This window comes from Acidovorax sp. JG5 (genome assembly GCF_017939685.1).
Classification (GTDB): Bacteria; Pseudomonadota; Gammaproteobacteria; order Burkholderiales; family Burkholderiaceae_C; genus Acidovorax.
In genome coordinates, this window is record NZ_JAGKSE010000057.1 from 1 (window position 1) to 1,449 (window position 1,449).

The 1,449-nt window shown below is 63.6% G+C and carries 1 protein-coding gene; it reads left to right on the forward strand.

The window, feature by feature from the left end:
- Positions 1-121: 121 nt before the first annotated feature.
- Positions 122-1,441: an IS4 family transposase gene (locus J8G26_RS19075; RefSeq protein ID WP_210570834.1), complete on the forward strand. Its 1,320-nt coding sequence runs from the start codon at positions 122-124 to the stop codon at positions 1,439-1,441.
- Positions 1,442-1,449 lie beyond the last annotated feature (8 nt).

The window sequence follows — 1,449 nt, forward strand, 5'->3', positions numbered from 1 at the left end:
CACCCCTTTCAAGGTGTTTAAAAGGAAACCGTCGTAATCTTCTGATTTCTCTGGAATCAGAAACAAGATGGTCTGGCAAGCAGTGGTAGAGCGGTTCGAACAGCAAGCACCCGCCAGCGTGATGGCACGCCTGGCCCTGGAGCAGGCACTGCCAGCGCACTGGATCGATGAAGTGTTCGAGACGCACCGCCAGCGCCAGTACCCGCGCGAGTTGTTGTTCTCCACGGTGGTGGAGCTGATGACGCTGGTATCCCTGGGCCTTCGGCCCTCGCTGCACGCGGCAGCGCGCAAGCTCGATGAACGACTGCCGGTGTCACTGGCGGCGCTGTACGACAAAGTCAATCGCTGCGAGCCCGCAGTGCTGCGCGCGCTGGTGCAGGGCAGTGCGCAGCGGCTTGCCCCCTTGGCCGCCTGCCTGCCCGAGCAGGCCAGCTTGCCTGGCTGGCAACTGCGCGTACTGGACGGCAACCACTTGCCCGCCAGCGACAAGAGGCTGGCCGTGCTGCGCGGCTTTCGCGGCGCGGCTCGCCCGGGCCACACCCTGGTGGTCTACGACCCCGACAGTGCGTTGGTGCGCGACATCGTGGCGTGTGAGGATGCGCACCAGAGCGAACGCGTGGCAGCGGCCACGCTGATCGAGTCCGCCCTGGCGCAGCAGGCATGGATTGCAGACCGGCACTTTTGTACCGAAGCGCTGCTGCGCGGCCTGAGCGAGCGCCAGGCCTGCTTCATCGTGCGCGAGCATGCGCGCCACCCCCGTCTGGCTGAGCGTGGCCCATGGGGCCAATGCACCGACATCGAGACAGGGCGCGTGCGTGAGCAAAGCATCAAACTCAAGAACCACACGGGTCAGGAACAGCCCTGGCGGCGCATCGAGATTGAACTGTCATCACCTACAGAGTCGGGCGACACGCACATCGCCCTGTGGAGCAATCTCCCCGAGGAGATCGAGGCAGCCACCATTGCGCGCTTGTATCGCAAGCGCTGGCGCATCGAAGGCATGTTCCAGCGGCTGGAGTCGGTGCTGCACAGCGAGATCAAGAGTCTGGGTCATCCACGCGCGGCGCTGCTGGGTTTTGCCGCAGCGGTGCTCGCCTACAACGTGCTGGCCCTGCTCAAGCGGGTGATTGAGAAAGCGCACGAGGCCACGCATCCCGAACTGGATGTGTCCACCTTTCACCTGACGGTGGAGATCAACAGTGGTTATGAAGCAATGGCTTTGGCCTTGCCGCCCGAGCATTTGCCACAAGTGGGCGACGTGCAGCCATGCCAGCTCATGGAGCGCTTGTTGCTGCTGGCCGCTCGCCTCAAGCCCAGACAGCTGACAACCAGCAAGCGGGCACCCAAACCACAGGTTCCAAAAGGGTTTGTGGACGGCAGCCTCGCTCGTTCGCATGTGGCAACCGCCCGGGTTATCAAGGCTGGGAGGGCAACACCTTGAAAGGGGTG

Bases quoted from the DNA above. Each gene is read 5' to 3' on its own strand.
- J8G26_RS19075 (WP_210570834.1), top strand. From the start codon at position 122: ATGGCACGCCTGGCCCTGGAGCAGGCACTGCCAGCGCACTGGATCGAT.